General features: G+C 74.1%; 16 protein-coding genes. 11 read left to right on the forward strand and 5 right to left on the reverse strand.

Features of this window, described 5'->3' with window-relative positions; all coding sequences use genetic code 11:
- Positions 1 to 76 precede the first annotated feature (76 nt).
- The 3 genes from ACNJ93_RS24625 (at position 77) to ACNJ93_RS24635 (ending at position 2,133) form a co-directional block, all read left to right on the forward strand.
- Entirely contained in the window at positions 77 to 1,123 is a 1,047-nt protein-coding gene (locus tag ACNJ93_RS24625) for an ATP-binding protein (protein WP_418959605.1), read from the forward strand.
- Positions 1,120 to 1,500, forward strand: coding sequence for a nucleotide pyrophosphohydrolase (locus ACNJ93_RS24630; RefSeq protein ID WP_418959606.1), 381 nt, complete (start codon positions 1,120 to 1,122; stop codon positions 1,498 to 1,500). Before ACNJ93_RS24625 ends, ACNJ93_RS24630 begins: the two co-directional genes overlap by 4 nt.
- Before the next feature lie 126 nt (positions 1,501 to 1,626).
- Positions 1,627 to 2,133: a DUF6099 family protein gene (locus ACNJ93_RS24635; RefSeq protein ID WP_418959607.1), complete on the forward strand. Its 507-nt coding sequence runs from the start codon at positions 1,627 to 1,629 to the stop codon at positions 2,131 to 2,133.
- Between the two features lie 44 nt (positions 2,134 to 2,177).
- On the opposite strand, the gene ACNJ93_RS24640 is transcribed toward ACNJ93_RS24635, so the two are convergent.
- Entirely contained in the window at positions 2,178 to 2,462 is a 285-nt protein-coding gene (locus ACNJ93_RS24640) for a hypothetical protein (protein WP_418959608.1), read from the reverse strand.
- A 276-nt stretch (positions 2,463 to 2,738) separates the two neighbouring features.
- On the opposite strand from ACNJ93_RS24640, the gene ACNJ93_RS24645 reads away from it, so the two are divergent.
- The 6 genes from ACNJ93_RS24645 (at position 2,739) to argF (ending at position 11,386) form a co-directional block, all read left to right on the forward strand.
- A complete protein-coding gene (locus tag ACNJ93_RS24645; RefSeq protein WP_418959609.1) occupies positions 2,739 to 3,662 on the forward strand; it encodes an LLM class F420-dependent oxidoreductase in 924 nt (307 codons plus the stop codon).
- A gap of 4 nt (positions 3,663 to 3,666) precedes the next feature.
- A complete protein-coding gene (mmuM, locus tag ACNJ93_RS24650) occupies positions 3,667 to 4,593 on the forward strand; it encodes a homocysteine S-methyltransferase (protein ID WP_418959610.1) in 927 nt (308 codons plus the stop codon).
- Positions 4,594 to 4,617: 24 nt separating this feature from the next.
- Positions 4,618 to 6,099 (forward strand): 3' terminal RNA ribose 2'-O-methyltransferase Hen1, encoded by a 1,482-nt coding sequence (locus ACNJ93_RS24655; RefSeq protein ID WP_418959611.1) that lies wholly within the window; start codon positions 4,618 to 4,620, stop codon positions 6,097 to 6,099.
- On the forward strand, positions 6,096 to 8,741 hold the full coding sequence (locus tag ACNJ93_RS24660; RefSeq protein WP_418959612.1) for a polynucleotide kinase-phosphatase: 2,646 nt from the start codon (positions 6,096 to 6,098) through the stop codon (positions 8,739 to 8,741). Before ACNJ93_RS24655 ends, ACNJ93_RS24660 begins: the two co-directional genes overlap by 4 nt.
- 291 nt (positions 8,742 to 9,032) lie before the next feature.
- The gene (locus ACNJ93_RS24665; RefSeq protein ID WP_418959613.1) at positions 9,033 to 10,265 is read left to right on the forward strand and encodes an arginine deiminase; all 1,233 of its coding nucleotides are present in this window, start codon (positions 9,033 to 9,035) and stop codon (positions 10,263 to 10,265) included.
- 110 nt (positions 10,266 to 10,375) lie between these two features.
- Positions 10,376 to 11,386, forward strand: a complete 1,011-nt coding sequence (gene argF, locus ACNJ93_RS24670; RefSeq protein WP_418959614.1) for an ornithine carbamoyltransferase — start codon at positions 10,376 to 10,378, stop codon at positions 11,384 to 11,386.
- Positions 11,387 to 11,404: 18 nt separating this feature from the next.
- Here argF and ACNJ93_RS24675 read toward each other — a convergent pair whose 3' ends face one another.
- Complete coding sequence (locus tag ACNJ93_RS24675; protein WP_418959615.1) at positions 11,405 to 11,848, reverse strand: ATP-binding protein; 444 nt, start codon at positions 11,846 to 11,848, stop codon at positions 11,405 to 11,407.
- 276 nt (positions 11,849 to 12,124) lie between these two features.
- Here ACNJ93_RS24675 and ACNJ93_RS24680 point away from each other — a divergent pair, with 276 nt between their 5' ends.
- A complete protein-coding gene (locus ACNJ93_RS24680) occupies positions 12,125 to 12,952 on the forward strand; it encodes an enoyl-CoA hydratase family protein (RefSeq protein ID WP_418959616.1) in 828 nt (275 codons plus the stop codon).
- A gap of 2 nt (positions 12,953 to 12,954) precedes the next feature.
- Positions 12,955 to 15,297, forward strand: coding sequence for a bifunctional salicylyl-CoA 5-hydroxylase/oxidoreductase (locus ACNJ93_RS24685; protein WP_418959617.1), 2,343 nt, complete (start codon positions 12,955 to 12,957; stop codon positions 15,295 to 15,297).
- Here ACNJ93_RS24685 and ACNJ93_RS24690 read toward each other — a convergent pair.
- Genes ACNJ93_RS24690 through ACNJ93_RS24700 form a run of 3 tightly spaced genes read right to left on the reverse strand, consistent with a single transcriptional unit; the run spans position 15,275 to position 16,973 of the window.
- Complete coding sequence (locus ACNJ93_RS24690) at positions 15,275 to 15,730, reverse strand: hypothetical protein (RefSeq protein WP_418959618.1); 456 nt, start codon at positions 15,728 to 15,730, stop codon at positions 15,275 to 15,277. The two genes, ACNJ93_RS24685 and ACNJ93_RS24690, sit on opposite strands and share 23 nt — an antisense overlap.
- Entirely contained in the window at positions 15,727 to 16,146 is a 420-nt protein-coding gene (locus ACNJ93_RS24695; RefSeq protein ID WP_418959619.1) for a hypothetical protein, read from the reverse strand. Before ACNJ93_RS24695 ends, ACNJ93_RS24690 begins: the two co-directional genes overlap by 4 nt.
- The gene (locus ACNJ93_RS24700) at positions 16,143 to 16,973 is read right to left on the reverse strand and encodes a PaaX family transcriptional regulator C-terminal domain-containing protein (protein ID WP_418959620.1); all 831 of its coding nucleotides are present in this window, start codon (positions 16,971 to 16,973) and stop codon (positions 16,143 to 16,145) included. Before ACNJ93_RS24700 ends, ACNJ93_RS24695 begins: the two co-directional genes overlap by 4 nt.

Here is a 16,973-nt window from a genome sequence, read left to right on the forward strand (position 1 = left end):
CTCCCGGCCCACCGTCACGGAAGTCCGGCTGTCCGCCTTCAAGGCGCACCGCTCGGCCGCCTTCCCGCTCGCCCCGGTGACGCTGTTCACCGGGGCGAGCGGAAGCGGAAAGTCCAGCGTGCTCCAGGCGTACGAGGCGCTGGCCCGGCTCGGCGCGGGCGACGCGCTCGGGGAGGTCTTCCCGGACCCCGCCGGCTGCGTTCCCGAGGGCGCCGAGCCGGACGCGCAGGGGCGGCGCGGCTTCCGCGTCGGCTGCACCGTCGACGGCCCGGCCGGGCCGGTACGGCTCGACCTCGCCGTGCAGGCCGAGCCCGAACTCCGGATCGTCGGCGAGCGGTTGACCCTGGACGACCGGGTGCTGCTGACCACGGCGCTGCGGGATCCGGGCCGCAGCAGCGTGCAGGCGCAGTGGCACACGGCCGGCGCCGTGCCCGTGACCCGCGCCCCGTTCCCGGACGACGTCCTCGGCACCGCCCTGCTGCCGCTGCGGGTCGCCGGCAAGACGGAGGGGCAGCGGCAGGTCCTCGCCGCCGCCGAACAGGTCGTCGTGGGGCTCCGCTCGGTCTTCGCCTGCGATCCGCAGCCGCAGCGGATGCGCGTCCCCGCGCCGCGCGGCGAGGGCCGGCTGCGGCGCGGCTGCGACAACCTGGCGGAGGTGCTGCACCGGACCAGCACCGGCTGCCGGCGGCGGCACGCGCGGCTCGCCGCTGTCGCGCGCGGCGGCTGCGCCGGGCCGGTGACGGGGCTGGACGTGGAGGAGCTGGCCGGCGGGCGGGTGCGGGCGGTGCTCGCGCGGCACGCGGACGGAGGCCCGGGCACCCCGCTGGAACGGCTGGGGGAGGGGGAACTCCGTTACCTCGCTCTCGCGTTGGTCCTGTTGACGGGGCCCGGTGTGCTGGCGGTGGACCAGATCGCGGAGGTGCCGGACGCGCTGCAGAGCCTGACCGTGCTCGCGGACGGCTTCGACCGCGGGCTGGACCCGCGACAGACGGACGGACTGCTCGCGCTGGCCGCCGAGATCTGCGCCGGGGGCCACCTGCGGCTGGTGGGGACGGCCAGCGCGGCGACGGCGGGCCGGGCGCGGAAACTGCCGGGCGTGGCGGTGGTAGACCTGGAGGCGTGACGGAACGGGATGTGGCGGGACTGCAGCGGAGGCTGGCCGAGTTCGCGGAGGCGCGCGGCTGGCAGCCGTACCACACGCCGAAGAACCTGGCGGCGGCGCTGAGCGTGGAGGCGGCCGAACTGCTGGAGATCTTCCAGTGGCTGACGCCGGAGCAGGCGGCGCGGGTGATGGACGACCCGGAGTCGGCGCACCGCGTCGAGGACGAGGTGGCCGACGTCCTCGCGTATCTGCTGCAGTTCTGCGAGGTGCTGGGCGTCGACGTGCTGGCCGCGCTGGCGGCGAAGATCGACCGGAACGAGGTCCGTTTCCCCGCCGGACGGCGTCCCGGAGGGGGCGCACGGCCGCTCACAGGGGAGGACGGTCACTCTTCGGAGTGAGCCGGTTTCGTCAATTCGGCTTCCTGTCCACAGATTTCCGAATTCCTCTGGCTTTTGTGCTCGTACGCCCTCACGCTGGGTAGTGGACTCAGTGGGCAGTAAGTCGTACGAACGGGGGCGGCGTACATGGAAGCGGAGCGACTGATCGCGGCGGTACGGCATGCGCTGGCGCAGAGCCGTACGGCCCTGGACATCGTGGCGGAGGCGTGGCAGGCCCAGGCCCTCGCCCAGGCGATCGGCAGCCGGCTCGCGGTCCTGGGACCGCTGGAGCTGCGCGGCGAGGCACGGGCGCTGAGCGAGATCGGCGGCGGAAGGGCCGTCCTGGACCACGCCGGGCTGCGCGCGGTCGTGCCGCGCGCCGACCGGCTGACCGAAGTGGCCGAGGTGCGCACGGCGTTGAACGCGCTGAGCGCACTCCTGGGCGAGGTCGGCATCGCCCTCGTCGGCGTCGCCTGCGACACCGACGAGGAAGGGCTCTACTGGCAGTGCATCGAGGCCATCGACGCCGCCGACGAGTCCAACGACCGGGTGCGCGGCATGCTGCGCCGGCTCGCCGTGCGCGAGCGCGGCAGGCCGCCCGATGCGGCACGGGGCCGCGCCGACCCGGCGGACTCGCCGGCAGGACCGTCATGACCGTGCGGACGCCGCTCGCGCGGCGGGCCGCACGGCCGGGACCGTCACGGGGCGTCGTCGGCGGCCGTAGTCCGGTGCGGCTCGGAGGCGGCCGGGCCGGCGGGCGACGGGGCGCGCTCGGCGGAGGACTGCAGTTCGGCGTCGAGCCGGTTCAGGTCGGCGCTGAGCGCCGCCATCAGCTCCTCCATCTGCTGCAGCAGGCCCTTGGGGGCGCCGCCGCTCTTCTGCTCGGGCACGGACGGCTGCGCGGTCCGGCTCGGGGTCTGTTGCACGGTCTGCTGCACCGGGTGCTCGGGCGTCGCCCGGTCGGGCGCGGCTTCCTGGGACATGGCTGCCTCCTCGGCGCAGGCCCTCCCACCAGCGGGAAGACCACAGGAACGTACGACGCGCCGACAGGGGCCGCCGGCGCGCGGGCCGGGCGGTCCGGCTCCGCCCGAGCCAACGACGGGCGACTGCGGAGGGTCACTGGCCGGGCGGGACGCGGCCCGCCAGGTGGTCGGTTATTCACCCGACCGTGCCGTGGCGGGCCGACCGCTGACGGAGAGGTTGACGCGCACGCGCCGACGCGAGGGGCACCCCGTCGCCGACGCGTGCAGGATGGAGGCATGGATCTTCGCATCTTCACCGAGCCCCAGCAGGGCGCCGACTACGACACCCTTCTCACCGTCGCCAAGGCCACGGAGGACCTCGGCTTCGACGCCTTCTTCCGCTCCGACCACTATCTGAGCATGGGTTCCTCGGACGGGCTGCCCGGCCCGACCGACGCCTGGATCACCCTGGCCGGCCTGGCCCGGGAGACCCGGCGGATCCGTCTCGGCACGCTGATGACCGCCGGCACCTTCCGGCTCCCCGGCGTCCTGGCCATCCAGGTCGCGCAGGTGGACCAGATGTCCGGCGGCCGGGTCGAACTGGGCCTCGGCGCGGGCTGGTTCGAGGAGGAGCACAAGGCGTACGGCATCCCGTTCCCCAAGGAGAAGTTCGGCCGGCTCGAGGAGCAGCTGGCGATCGTCACCGGCCTGTGGGAGACCGCGATCGGCAAGAAGTTCTCCTACGAGGGCGAGTACTACCAGCTCACGGACTCGCCGGCGCTGCCCAAGCCGGCGCAGAAGAAGGTCCCGGTGCTCATCGGCGGCCACGGCGCCAGCCGCACCCCGCGGCTCGCCGCGCGGTACGCCGACGAGTTCAACATCCCCTTCGCCTCGATCGAGGACAGCGAGCGGCAGTTCGGCCGCGTGCGGGCGGCGGCGCAGGCCGCGGGCCGCTCCGCCGACGAGCTGGTGTACTCCAACGCCCTCGTGGTCTGCGTCGGCAAGGACGACGCGGAGGTCGCCCGCCGGGCCGCGGCGATCGGCCGCGAGGTGGAGGAGCTCAAGGCCAACGGGCTCGCGGGCACGCCCGCCGAGGTCGTCGACAAGATCGGCCGGTACGGCGCGATCGGCTCGTCCCGGATCTACCTCCAGGTCCTGGACCTGTCGGACCTGGACCACTTGGAGCTGATCTCGGCCCAGGTCCAGTCGCAGCTGGGCTGAGCCGGTGCGTCCCGAACGGGCCCTGGCCGAGGCGCTCGACCAGGAGGTCCTCGTCCTCGACGGCGGGCTCTCCAACCAGTTGGAGGCGCAGGGCTGCGACCTGTCCGACGCGCTGTGGTCCGCCCGGCTGCTCGCCGACGGCCCGGAGCAGATCGAGGCCGCGCACACCGCCTATGTGCGGGCGGGCGCGCGGGTCCTGATCACCTCCAGCTACCAGGCCACCTTCGAGGGCTTCGCGCACCGGGGGATCGGCCGGGCGGAGGCCGAGGGACTGCTCGCGCGGAGCGTGGAGCTGGCCCGGGCGGCCGGCGACCGGGCCGCCCGGGAGGTGTGGGTGGCCGGCTCGGTCGGCCCGTACGGGGCGATGCTCGCCGACGGCAGCGAGTACCGCGGCGGGTACGGGCTGAGCGTGCGGGAGCTGGAGCGGTTCCACCGGCCGCGGATCGAGGCGCTGGCGGCCGCCGGGCCGGACGTGCTGGCGCTGGAGACGGTGCCGGACGCCGACGAGGCCGAGGCGCTGCTGCGGGCCGCGGCCGGGTGCGGGGTGCCGGTGTGGCTGACGTACACGGTCGCCGGTGGGCGCACGCGCGCCGGGCAGGACCTCGCGGAGGCGTTCGCGCTCGCCGCGGGACAGGAGCAGGTGATCGCGGTGGGGGTGAACTGCTGCGAGCCGGAGGAGGTCGGGCCGGCCGCGGCGCTCGCCGCGGAGACGACCGGGAAGCCGGTCGTGGTCTATCCGAACAGCGGGGAGGTGTGGGACGCGAGGGAGCGTGAGTGGCGGGGCGCGGGGACCTTCGACCCCGGCGCGGCGCGGCAGTGGGCGGCGGCGGGGGCGCGGCTGATCGGCGGCTGCTGCCGGGTCGGCCCGGACCGGGTCGCAGCTCTGGCCGACGTGGTGTCCGCCGCGGTGGAAAACCCCTGGTCGCCTTAGGGAAGGAGGACGATACTCGGTCGTGTGTTCCTGACGATCAGTACCACCGGTACTTCCCAGCGACCCGCGACCGACCTCGGCTTCCTGCTGCACAAGCATCCCGACAAGGCCCAGCGGTTCTCCACCGCGCACGGCGCGGCGCATGTGCTGTACCCCGAGGCGAGCGAGGAGCGGTGCACGGCCGCGCTGCTCCTGGAGGTCGACCCGGTGGCCCTGGTCCGCGCGGGCCGCGGCAAGGGCCGGGGCGGCGCCCCCGACGCGGCGCTCGCGCAGTACGTGAACGACCGGCCCTACGCCGCGTCGTCGCTGCTGGCGGTCGCGCTCGGCTCGGTCTTCAAGACCGCGATGCGCGGGACGTGCGAGCAGCGGCCCGAGCGGGCCGCGGCGCCGCTGCCGCTGCGGATCGAGGTGCCGGCGCTGCCGGCCCGCGGCGGGGCCGCGCTGGTGCGGCGGCTGTTCGGGCCGCTGGGCTGGAGCACGGTCAGGGCCGAACCGGTGCCGCTGGACACGGAGTTCCCCGAGTGGGGCGACTCCCGGTACGTGCGGCTCGTCCTCGAAGGGGAGCTGCGGCTCTCCGAGGCGCTGCGCCAGCTGTACGTGCTGCTGCCGGTCCTGGACGACGCCAAGCACTACTGGGTCGCCCCCGACGAGGTCGACAAGCTGCTGCGCGCCGGGGACGGCTGGCTCGCCGGCCACCCCGAGCAGCAGCTGATCACCAGCCGCTACCTGTCGCGGCGCTGGGGCCTGACCCGGCAGGCGATGGAACGGCTGGAGCTGGTCCGGCTCGCCGAGGCCGACGGCCTCGACGTCGAGGACGTCGACAACGCCGTGGACGAGACCGTCGACACGGAGGAGAAGCCGGTGCCGCTGGCCGAGCAGCGCCGGGAGGCGATCCTCGCGGAGCTGCGGGCGGCGGAGGCGAGCCGGGTGCTCGATCTCGGTTGCGGGCAGGGCCAGTTGGTGCAGGCGCTGCTCAAGGACGTCCGGTTCACGGAGATCGTCGGCCTGGACGTGTCCGCCCGGGCGCTGACCGTCGCCGCCCGCAGGCTCCGCCTGGAGCGCATGGGCGAGCGGCAGGCCGGGCGCGTCAGGCTGCTCCAGGGCTCGCTCGCGTACACCGACAAGCGGCTCACCGGCTACGACGCGGCCGTGCTCAGCGAGGTGATCGAGCACGTCGACCTGCCGCGGCTGCCCGCCCTGGAGTACGCGGTGTTCGGCTCGGCGCGGCCCCGGACGGTGCTCGTGACCACGCCGAACGTCGAGTACAACGTGCGCTGGGAGTCGCTGCCCGCCGGACACGTCCGGCACGGCGACCACCGCTTCGAGTGGACCCGCGAGGAGTTCCGCGCCTGGGCGGACCGCGTCGCCGCACAGCACGGCTACCACGTCCGGTACGTGCCCGTCGGGCCCGACGACCCGGAGGTCGGCCCGCCGACCCAGATGGCCGTGTTCACCCGCGACACGGCCGACAACGACGAGACGAAGAAGGAGGACCGAGCCGCATGACCGACGCCGACGACACCATCGCCACGGCCGAGACGACCGAGACGGGCGACACGACCGCGACCAGCGACACGACCGCGACGGCCGCGACGAGCGGCGCGGGCCGTCCTGACGGCCCGGACGGCCGCGTGCTGCCCGTGACCGACCTCTCCCTCGTCGTGCTCGTCGGCGCCAGCGGCTCCGGCAAGTCGACCTTCGCGCGCAGGCACTTCAAGCCCACCGAGGTCATCTCCTCGGACTTCTGCCGCGGTCTCGTCGCCGACGACGAGAACGACCAGAGCGCCAGCCGCGACGCCTTCGACGTGCTGCACTACATCGCCGGGAAGCGCCTCGCCGCCGGCCGGCTCACCGTCGTCGACGCCACCAGCGTGCAGAAGGAGGCCCGCCGGCAGCTCGTCCAGCTCGCCCGCGAGCACGACGTGCTGCCCATCGCGATCGTCCTCGACCTGCCCGAGTCCGTGTGCGTCGAGCGCAACGCCAAGCGGCCCGACCGCGCCCACCTGCCCCGGCAGGTCGTGCAGCGGCACCGCCGCGAACTGCACCGCTCGCTGCGCGGCCTCGAACGCGAGGGCTTCCGCAAGGTGCACGTCCTGCGCAGCGTCGAGGAGGTGGAGAACGCCCGGGTCGTCCTGGAGAAGCGGTACAACGACCTGCGCCACCTCACCGGCCCGTTCGACATCATCGGCGACATCCACGGCTGCCGCTCCGAGCTGGAGACCCTGCTCACCAAGCTCGGCTATGTGGACGGACACCACCCCGAGGGCCGCACGGCCGTGTTCGTCGGCGACCTCGTCGACCGCGGCCCGGACAGCCCCGGCGTGCTGCGCCGCGTGATGTCCATGGTCGCCGCCGGCGACGCGCTCTGCGTGCCCGGCAACCACGAGAACAAGCTGGGCCGCTGGCTCAAGGGCCGCAAGGTCCAGGAGACCCACGGCCTCGCCGAGACCATCGAGCAGCTCGGCCGCGAGCCGGAGGAGTTCCGGGCCGAGGTCGCCGCGTTCATCGACGGCCTCGTCAGCCACTACGTCCTCGACGAGGGCCGTCTCGTGGTCTGCCACGCCGGACTGCCCGAGAAGTACCACGGCCGCACCTCCGGCCGGGTCCGTTCGCACGCCCTGTACGGCGACACCACGGGCGAGACCGACGAGTTCGGGCTGCCGGTGCGCTATCCGTGGGCCGAGGACTACCGCGGCCGCGCCACCGTGGTGTACGGCCACACCCCCGTCCCGAACACGACCTGGATCAACAACACGATCTGCCTGGACACCGGAGCGGTGTTCGGCGGGAAGATGACCGCGCTGCGCTGGCCGGAGCGGGAGCTCGTCGACGTGCCGGCCGAGAAGGTCTGGTACGAGCCGGCCCGCCCGCTGGCCGTCGAGGCCCCCGGTGGGCACCAGGGCCGGCCGCTGGACCTGGCCGACGTCCACGGCCGCCGGATCGTCGAGACCCGGCACCTGGGCAACGTCAACGTCCGCGAGGAGAACGCGGCGGCCGCGCTGGAGGTCATGAGCCGGTTCGCCGTCGACCCCCGGCTGCTCGCCTACCTGCCGCCGACCATGGCCCCCACCGCCACCTCGCGGGAGGACGGCTACCTGGAGCACCCGGCCGAGGCGTTCGCGCAGTACCGCGCGGACGGCGTGGGGCGGGTCGTGTGCGAGGAGAAGCACATGGGCTCCCGGGCCGTGGCCCTGGTCTGCAGGGACGCCGAGGCGGCCCGCGAGCGGTTCGGGGCGAGCGGCGCGAGCGGTGCCCTCCACACCCGCACGGGGCGCCCGTTCTTCGACGATCCGGCCGTGACCGAACAGGTGCTGGAGCGGCTGCGCGCCGCCGTGACCGCCGCCGGGCTCTGGGAGGAGCACGACACGGACTGGCTGCTGCTCGACGGCGAGCTGATGCCCTGGTCGCTGAAGGCCGGCGGACTGCTGCGCAACCAGTACGCGGCCGTCGGCGCCGCCTCCGGAGCGGTCCTCCCCGAGGCGCTCGCCGCCCTGGAGGCCGCCGCCGCGCGCGGCGTCGACACCGGCGCGCTCGCGGACCGGCAGCGCGAACGGGCCGTCGACGCGGCCGCGTTCACGGAGGCGTACCGGCGGTACTGCTGGCCCACCGAGGGACTGGACGGCGTGCGCTTCGCGCCGTTCCAGGTGCTCGCCGTCCGCGGCCGTTCGCTGGCCGACCGGCCGCACGACGAGCAGCTGGCCTGGCTGGACCGGCTGGTCGAGCACGACCCGACGGGTCTGCTGCAGGTCACCCGCCGGCTCGTCGTCGACACCGTGGACGAGGACTCGGTGCGGGCCGGCGTCGACTGGTGGCTGGAGCTGACCGCGGCCGGCGGCGAGGGCATGGTCGTCAAGCCGCTCGGGGCCCTGGTGCGCAACGAGAAGGGCGGGCTCGTGCAGCCGGGCGTGAAGGTGCGCGGCCGCGAGTACCTGCGGATCATCTACGGGCCGGAGTACACCCGCCCGGAGAACCTGGAGCGCCTCCGCAACCGCTCCCTCGGCCACAAGCGTTCGCTCGCCCTGCGCGAGTACGCGCTCGGCCTGGAGGCGCTCGACCGGCTCGCCGCCGGGGAGCCGCTCTGGCGCATCCACGAGGCGGTGTTCGCCGTGCTCGCCCTGGAGTCCGAGCCGGTCGACCCGAGGCTCTGACCCGCACCACGGCTCGCGGGCCGAGGCGCAGAAGCACCGGGCCCCCGGGCCCAGGCTCCGGAGCGCCACGTTCCGCAGGGGGCGCGGGAACGCCGGTCACGGCGTCCCGCGCCTCTGGGGCTTCCTCTCCCGCCCCTCCCGCACCATGCAGATCAAGCCGAACGTCTGTCCCAGGATGACCGAAACCTGGTGTTCTCGCAGGTGAGCGGGCTGCCTGGCGTCCTCCTGCCCGTCATCGTTCCGATCGCGGTGCGATAGCGGTCCGCCGCCCGGCTCGGCCAGGATGGGCCCATGGGATTCCACGTCGATTCCGAGACCGGGCGGCTGCGCCGCGTCATCCTGCACCGACCGGATCTGGAGCTGAAGCGGCTCACTCCGTCCAACAAGGACGCCCTCCTCTTCGACGACGTGCTCTGGGTCCGCCGGGCCCGTCAGGAGCACGACGGGTTCGCGGACGTCCTGCGCGACCGAGGCGTCGCCGTGCACCTCTTCGGCGACCTGCTGCGCGAGACGCTGGAGCTTCCGGAGGCCCGCGCCCTCGTCCTGGACCGGGTCTTCGACGAGAAGATGTACGGCCCGCTGGCCACCGGCCATCTGCGCGAGGTCTTCGACGCGATGGACACCCGCGCCCTCGTCGAGGCGCTCATCGGCGGCATGACGAAGCGTGAGTTCCTGGCCGGGCACGCCGAGCCCAGCTCCGTCCGCTTCCACGTCATGGACCTGGACGACTTCCTCATCGGCCCGCTGCCCAACCACCTCTTCACCCGCGACACCTCCGCCTGGATCTACGACGGCGTCGCCATCAACGCCATGCGGCTGCCCGCCCGGCAGCGCGAGACCGTGCACTTCGAGGCCATCTACAAGCACCACCCGCTCTTCACCGGCCCCGAGGCCGGCCCCTTCCACCACTGGACCGAGGGCCAGGCCGACTACCCGTCGACCATCGAGGGCGGCGACGTCCTGGTCATCGGCAACGGCGCGGTGCTCATCGGCATGAGCGAGCGCACCACCCCGCAGGCCGTCGAGATGCTGGCGCGCGGCATGTTCGCGGCCGGCTCGGCCCGGACGATCGTGGCGCTCGACATGCCGAAGCGGCGGGCGTTCATGCACCTGGACACGGTCATGACGATGGTCGACCGGGACACCTTCACCCAGTACGCGGGCCTCGGCATGCTCCGCTCGTACACCATCGAGCCCGGCGTCGGCGCGCAGACGCTGCAGGTCAGCGATCATCCGCCGGAGCACATGCACAGCGCCATAGCGGCGGCCCTCGGGCTGACCGAGATCCGGGTGCTGACCCCGACGCAGGACGTGCACTCCGCCGAGCGGGAGCAGTGGGACGACGGCTGCAACGTGCTGGCCGTGGAGCCGGGCGTGGTCGTGGCGTACGAGCGGAACGTCACCACCAACACGCATCTGCGCAAGCAGGGCATCGAGGTGATCGAGATCCCCGGCAGCGAACTGGGCCGGGGCCGGGGCGGGCCGCGCTGCATGAGCTGCCCGGTGGAGCGGGACGCGGTGTAGGAGTCGCGGGCCAGGGGGTGTAGCCGAGCTCACTGCGTAGGACTGTATAGACATGCCGGAGCGTGTATAGAATTCCATCATCTCGTCATCGGCAACCCAGGAGCACCCCCATGGCCACAGACCTCATCGGCCGCCACTTCCTCAAGGAGCTGGACTTCACCGCCGAGGAGTTCCGCGGCCTGGTCGCGCTGGCGGCCGAGCTGAAGGCGGCCAAGAAGGCGGGGGCGGAGGTCCCGCGGCTGCGCGGCAAGAACATCGCGCTCATCTTCGAGAAGACCTCCACCCGCACCCGCTGCGCCTTCGAGGTGGCCGCCGCCGACCAGGGCGCCTCCACCACCTACCTCGACCCCGCCGCCTCCCAGATCGGACACAAGGAGTCGGTGAAGGACACCGCCCGCGTCCTCGGGCGGATGTTCGACGCGATCGAGTACCGGGGCGACAGCCAGGCCGCCGTCGAGGAGCTGGCCGCCCACGCCGGCGTCCCGGTCTTCAACGGCCTCACCGACGACTGGCACCCGACCCAGATGCTCGCCGACGTGCTCACCATGACCGAGCACTGCGCCAAGCCGCTCACCGGCACGGCGTTCGCGTACCTCGGCGACGCCCGGTTCAACATGGGCAACTCGTACCTGGTGACCGGCGCGCTGCTCGGCATGGACGTGCGGATCGTGGCCCCCCGGGCGTACTGGCCGGCCGAGGAGGTCGTGGCCCGCGCGAAGGAGCTCGCGGCGGACAGCGGCGCGCGGATCACCCTGACCGAGGACGTCGCCGAGGGCGTGCGCGGCGCGGACTTCGTGGCCACCGACGTGTGGGTCTCCATGGGGGAGCCCAAGGAGGTCTGGGACGAGCGGATCGCGGCGCTCGCCCCGTACGCGGTGACCATGGACGTGCTGCGGGCCACCGGCAACCCGGACGTGAAGTTCCTGCACTGCCTGCCCGCCTTCCACGACCTCGGCACGGCCGTCGGCCGGGAGATCCACGCGCGCCACGGTCTGACCGAGCTGGAGGTGACGGACGAGGTCTTCGAGTCCACGCACTCCGTGGTCTTCGACGAGGCCGAGAACCGGATGCACACGATCAAGGCCGTCCTGGTCGCCACGATGGCGGGTCCGGCCGTCTGAGGCGAAGGACGCGCGGGCTCAGAGCGCCGGTCGCGGGCGCTGGGCCGGCACCCGGGGCAGCCGGAACCAGACCGCCTTGCCCCGCTCGGTCGGCCGGTGCCCGCAGGCCGCGCTGAGCGCGCGGATCAGCAGCAGCCCCCGGCCGTGCTCCTGCCACGGGTCCGGCGGCTCGACCGGTCCCTGGCCGATCAGCTCGTCCGGCGGGGCCGGCCGGGCGTCGTGCACCTCGACATGGCAGGCGCTCTCGCGCAGCTCCATGACGAGTGCGATGGGGCCCGTGCCGGAGGTGTGCTCCACGGCGTTGGCCACGAGCTCGGCCGTCAGCAGTTCCGCCGTGTCCTCGCAGGCGCCCGCGCCGGACTCGGCGAGGGCGCTGCGGACCAGCCGCCGGGCCAGCGGGACGGCCGCCGTGGTGTGCGGCAGCTCGATCCGCCAGGTGGCGGGCGGGGAGCATTCGTCCATGACGGGTCCGTTCCGGGCGGGTGGCGGCACTCCGGGCGCGGGGTGCGCGGGACGTCTCCTCGGGCCGTGACTCCGTCGTCCATGACGTCCCGTTTTCAACCTTACCGGGGGCCCCTCGCGCCCCCGGAGGCGGGCGGCCCCTCACGTCGGGACCGTGGGCTCTGCCCCCGCGACCGGGCATGTATCGCGCGATCGTGACGACAGTCACGACAGAGTGATACGCTCCGAAGCGGAGTCGCCCTCGCACGCTCGCCCGCACACCGGGAGGCCGCCCGCATGAGTCCCTTCACCGGATCCGCGCCGCGCACCCAGGAATGGCGGCATCTCCGGCTCGCCGTCGACGACGGGGTCGCCACCGTCACCCTCGCGCGCCCCGCCAAGCTCAACGCGCTCACCTTCGGCGCCTACGCCGACCTGCGCGATCTGCTCGCCGAGCTCTCCCGGGAGCGCTCCGTCCGCGCGCTCGTCCTCGGCGGCGAGGGCCGCGGCTTCTGCTCCGGCGGCGACGTCGACGAGATCATCGGCGCCACCCTCTCCATGGACACCGCCCAGCTCCTCGACTTCAACCGCATGACCGGCCAGGTCGTCCGCGCGATCCGGGAGTGCCCCTTCCCGGTGGTCGCCGCCGTGCACGGGGTCGCCGCCGGCGCCGGGGCCGTCCTCGCGCTCGCCGCCGACTTCCGGATCGCCGACCCCACCGCCCGGTTCGCCTTCCTCTTCACCCGCGTCGGCCTCTCCGGCGGCGACATGGGCGCCGCGTACCTGCTGCCGCGCGTGGTCGGCCTCGGCCACGCCACCCGGCTCCTGATGCTCGGCGAGCCGGTCCGGGCCCTGGAGGCCGAGCGGATCGGCCTGATCAGCGAGCTCACCGAGGAGGGCGAGGCCGGCGCCCGCGCCGCCGCCCTCGCCCGCCGGCTCGCCGACGGCCCCGCCCTCGCCCACGCCCAGACCAAGGCGCTGCTCACGGCCGAGCTCGACATGCCGCTCGCCGCCTCCGTCGAGCTCGACGCCGCCACCCAGGCGCTGCTGATGAACGGCGAGGACTACGCCGAGTTCCACGCCGCCTTCACCGAGAAGCGCCCGCCGAAGTGGCGGGGGCGGTGACGATGCGCGCCCCCCTGCGCGTCGCCGTCGTCGGCGGCGGCCCCGGCGGGCTGTACGCGGCCGCCCTGCTCAAACGGCTCGACCCGGCCCGCGAGCTCACCGTCTACGAGCGCAACGCACCCGACGACACCTTCGGCTTCGGCGTCGTCCTGTCCGACGAGACCCTCGGCGGCATCGAGCACGCCGATCCGGCCGTCTACCGGGCCCTGAAGGACGAGTTCGTCCGCTGGGACGACATCCAGATCGTGCACCGCGGCCGCACCCTCACCAGCTCCGGGCACGGCTTCGCCGCCCTCGGCCGCCACCGGCTCCTCCAGCTCCTGCACGCCCGCTGCGCCGAGCTCGGCGTACGGCTCCGCTTCCGCACCGAGGCCCCGCCGGCCGCCGAACTCGCCGCGCGACACGACCTCGTCATCGCCGCGGACGGGGTCCACAGCCGCACCCGCGAGCAGCACGCCGACGTCTTCCGGCCCGCCGTCACCACGCACCGCTGCCGCTACATCTGGCTCGCCGCCGACTTCGCCCTCGACGCCTTCCGCTTCGAGATCGCCGAAACCGAGCACGGAGTCATGCAGCTCCACGGCTACCCCTATTCCCGCCCGTCGCCCGACCACCACCCCTCGACGAGGCCCTTCGGGCCGCTGAATCCTTCCGGCGCCTCCACCGTCATCGTCGAGATGCGCGAGGAGGTCTGGCGGGCGGCCGGCTTCGACGCGCTGGACGAGCAGCAGTCCGCCGAGCGCTGCGCCAAGATCTTCGCCGAGACCCTCGGCGGCCGCCCCCTGCGCGGCAACAAGTCCGCCTGGACCGCCTTCCGCACCGTCGTCAACGAGCGCTGGTACCACGGCCGCACGGTGCTGCTCGGCGACGCCGCGCACACCGCCCACTTCTCCATCGGCTCCGGCACCAAACTCGCCGTCGAGGACGCCCTCGCCCTGGCCGCCTGCGTCCAGGAGCAGCCCACGCTGGACGAGGCCCTCGCCGCGTACGAGGCCGAGCGCCGCCCCGTCGTCGAGTCCACCCAGCGCGCGGCCGCCGCCAGCCTGCGCTGGTTCGAGGAGCTGGCCCGCACCCTCGACCAGCCGCCCCGGCAGTTCGCGTTCAACCTGCTCACCCGCAGCCGCCGGGTCACCCACGCCAACCTGCGGCTGCGCGACCCGCACTTCACCGACACCGTCGAGCGCGACTTCGGCTGCCCGCCCGGCACCCCGCCCATGTTCACCCCCTTCCGGCTGCGCGGACTGACCCTGCGCAACCGCGTGGTCGTCTCGCCCATGGACATGTACGTCGCCGAGGACGGCGTCCCCGGCGACTTCCACCTCGTCCACCTCGGCGCCCGCGCCCTCGGCGGTGCCGGTCTCGTCATGACCGAGATGGTCTGCGTCGGCCCCGAGGGCCGGATCACCCCCGGCTGCGCCGGCCTCTGGAACGGCGAACAGGCCGCTGCCTGGGCCCGGATCGTGGACTTCGTGCACATGCGGGCGCCCGGCACCGCGTTCGGCGTGCAGCTCGGCCACTCCGGCCGCAAGGGCTCCACCCGGCGCATGTGGGAGGGCATCGACCAGCCGCTGCCGGACGGCAACTGGCCCCTCGTCGCCGCCTCCCCGCTGCCGTACCGGCCCGGGATCAACCAGACCCCGCACGCCCTGGACCGCGCCGGACTGGCCGCCGTGCGCGAGGACTTCGCGGCCGCCGCCCGGCGCGCCGCCCGCAGCGGCTTCGACCTGCTCGAACTGCACTGCGCCCACGGCTACCTGCTGTCCGGCTTCCTCTCGCCGCTCACCAACCACCGCACCGACGCGTACGGCGGCCCGGTCGGCAACCGGCTCCGCTTCCCGCTCGAAGTCTTCGACGCGGTACGGGAGGTGTGGCCCGACGACCGGCCCATGACCGTCCGCATCTCCGCCACCGACTGGGCCGAGGGCGGCACCGGCCCCGAGGACGCCGTCGCGATCGCCCGCGCCTTCGCCGCGCACGGGGCCGACGCGATCGACGTCTCCACCGGCCAGGTCGTCCCCGACGAGCGCCCCGAGTACGGGCGCTCGTACCAGACCCCGTACGCCGATCTGATCCGCAACACCGTCGGCGTCCCCGTGATCGCGGTCGGCGCGATCTCCTCCTGGGACGACGTGAACTCCCTGCTGCTCGCCGGGCGCGCCGACCTGTGCGCGCTGGCCCGGCCACACCTGTACGACCCGCACTGGACCCTGCACGCGGCAGCCGAGCAGGGCTACGCCGGACCCGCGGCCCCCTGGCCCGACCCGTACAGGGCGGGCAGCCGCCGCCCGCCCACCGGACGCACCGACGCGCCCAAGCCCCGGCTCAGTCTGACGCCTCGCCCGTGAGACAGGCGTGGCACAGGCAGGGGTCGGGGTGCGGGCCGGCGTGGTAGGTCAGCCGCTGCTCGCGGGCGACGCGGTCGAGCTTCACGGCCAGCTCCTCGGCCTTCTCCCGCTCGACCTGGAGCCAGTCGTACCGCCGCAGGACGGCCGGGCTGTGCACCAGCTTGGCGCGGAAGCCGTGCAGATGGCGGGTGGACATTTTGATGTCCACCCAGCGCCTGCTGTGCCGGGCCTGGCCCACGACCCACACCTGCTGGTCGCCGAAGCCCGGGTAGGTGCTGATCACGTGGACCTTCGTCCCGCCCGTGAACGCCTTCGTCCCCGGCCGCAGCTCCTGCCCGAAGTCGCCCCATCGCCGCCAGCGCACCACGTTCGCCACGACCAGCCAGACCGGCTCCCAGGTCTCCTCCTGCCGGTCGCTCACCTCGTCGCTCACGAAGGGAACCACCCGGGCCACCACGGCGGGACGTTGTTCGCCGGGCACAGCCCGGAATCGCCCGGATAACCGTCCGGCGTCGCCTGCGCGCCCAGGTACCACCAGGCCAGCGCCGCCACGACCAGCAGGACGACGCCCACCTGCGCCGAGGCCCGCACCGACCGCGGCCCGCGGACCGTCGCCCAGCGGGCCAGGACCGCGGCGCCCACGGCCAGCGCGGCCGCGGCCACCGTCAGGACCACCCACTCGAAACCGTGCGCGAACCGGTGCGGCGGCTCCCAGCCGGCGTCGCAGTACGACCGCGCCGAGGCCACCAGCCAGCTCGCGGCGTACGCGCCGACCACGCCCGCCAGCGCGGCCGCTCCCCAGGCCAGCCGCTGGAGACGGGAGACGGGATGACCCTTCACGCCCGTCACGGACGCGCCCCCCGGCCGGACGGTTGCACGAACTCCGCCCCCGCGTCCCGCAGCCGCTCGTGCAGCGCCGCGAAGACCTCCGCCGAGCGGGCGCCCGGCCAGCCGGCCGGCAGCAGCTCGGGCGGCAGGCCCGGGTCGATGTAGGGGAGGCGGCGCCAGGAGTCCAGGGTGCGCAGGTAGTCCTTGTACGCGTCCTCCGGCGGGGTGTCGCCGCGGGCCTCCCAGGCGTGCAGCACCGGTTCGTGCACGGCGAGGAAGTCCTCGTGGGCCTTGGCGATCGCCGCCAGGTCCCACCAGCGGCCCACCGCCTCCGCGGTCGGCGCGAAGCCCAGGTGGGCGCCCCGGAACAGGTCCACGTACGGGTCCAGGCGCAGCCGCTCCAGGACGTGCCGGGTCTCCTCGTACAGCCGCGCCGGCGCGATCCACACGCCCGGCGCGGCGGTGCCGAAGCCCAGGCCGCCCAGGCGCGAGCGCAGCAGGTGCCGCTTGTGGCGCTCCGACTCGGGCACCGAGAAGACGGCGAGGACCCAGCCGTCGTCCAGCGACGGCTCGGCCCGCGCGTAGATCCGGCGGTCGCCGTCGTCCAGGAGCTGCCGGGCCTCCGCCGACAGGGCGTACCCGGCGGCCCGGCCGGCCGTGCGGGCGGGCAGGAGCAGCCCGCGCCGCTTCAGCCGGGACACCGAGGAGCGCACCGAGGGCGCGTCCACGCCGAGCGCCCCCAGCAGCCGGATCAGCTCGGCCACGGGGAGCGGCTCGTCGTCGGGGCTCCGCCCGTACGCGCCGTACAGGGAGACGATCAGGGAACGGGGAGTGTGCTGCTCGGCCAC

Origin of the sequence: Streptomyces tritici (genome assembly GCF_048500665.1) — a bacterium.
Lineage (GTDB): Bacteria > Actinomycetota > Actinomycetes > Streptomycetales > Streptomycetaceae > Streptomyces > Streptomyces tritici.

What these genes read in the sequence shown, in the direction of transcription:
- ACNJ93_RS24680 (WP_418959616.1), top strand. Translation starts at nt 12,125, where the DNA reads ATGAGTCCCTTCACCGGATCCGCGCCGCGCACCCAGGAATGGCGGCAT.
- ACNJ93_RS24645 (WP_418959609.1), top strand. Translation starts at nt 2,739, where the DNA reads ATGGATCTTCGCATCTTCACCGAGCCCCAGCAGGGCGCCGACTACGAC.
- ACNJ93_RS24640 (WP_418959608.1), bottom strand. Translation starts at nt 2,462, where the DNA reads ATGTCCCAGGAAGCCGCGCCCGACCGGGCGACGCCCGAGCACCCGGTG.
- ACNJ93_RS24660 (WP_418959612.1), top strand. Translation starts at nt 6,096, where the DNA reads ATGACCGACGCCGACGACACCATCGCCACGGCCGAGACGACCGAGACG.
- ACNJ93_RS24665 (WP_418959613.1), top strand. Translation starts at nt 9,033, where the DNA reads ATGGGATTCCACGTCGATTCCGAGACCGGGCGGCTGCGCCGCGTCATC.
- ACNJ93_RS24675 (WP_418959615.1), bottom strand. Translation starts at nt 11,848, where the DNA reads ATGGACGAATGCTCCCCGCCCGCCACCTGGCGGATCGAGCTGCCGCAC.
- ACNJ93_RS24685 (WP_418959617.1), top strand. Translation starts at nt 12,955, where the DNA reads ATGCGCGCCCCCCTGCGCGTCGCCGTCGTCGGCGGCGGCCCCGGCGGG.
- argF (WP_418959614.1), top strand. Translation starts at nt 10,376, where the DNA reads ATGGCCACAGACCTCATCGGCCGCCACTTCCTCAAGGAGCTGGACTTC.
- ACNJ93_RS24635 (WP_418959607.1), top strand. Translation starts at nt 1,627, where the DNA reads ATGGAAGCGGAGCGACTGATCGCGGCGGTACGGCATGCGCTGGCGCAG.